The following is a 252-nucleotide window of genomic DNA, read 5'->3' as shown; positions in this document are numbered from 1 at the left end:
CACCATGGCCCTGCTCGCCACCCCGACACCACCGGAAGGGGTGGCCACCGCCGAACTCATGACGGCATGATCTGAACCGCAGAGCCTCCCGCGGAGCGAGTTACACCACGCAGCGGGACGCGACCCGTGTCCTCGTTGCTGCTCATTCTCTTCCTGGTGCCGATGCTGCTGATCGCCATAGCGGTGCACCTGGAGGACAAGGGACCTGCGTTCTTCCGGCAGGAGCGGGTGGGACTGGGCGGGAGCCGGTTC

At 66.7% G+C, this 252-nt stretch carries 1 protein-coding gene; it reads left to right on the top strand.

Translation table 11 applies throughout. From position 1 onward, the window contains the following. Positions 1-126 precede the first annotated feature (126 nt). Positions 127-252 (top strand): sugar transferase (locus RM445_RS32715; protein ID WP_397469464.1); only part of this gene is annotated, 126 nt, incomplete at its 3' end.

The sequence above is a fragment of the Pseudonocardia charpentierae genome (genome assembly GCF_031845345.1).
GTDB lineage: Bacteria > Actinomycetota > Actinomycetes > Mycobacteriales > Pseudonocardiaceae > Pseudonocardia > Pseudonocardia charpentierae.
The sequence above is the reverse complement of the archived record's forward strand: the minus strand, read 5'-3'. Positions and strand labels throughout refer to the sequence as shown.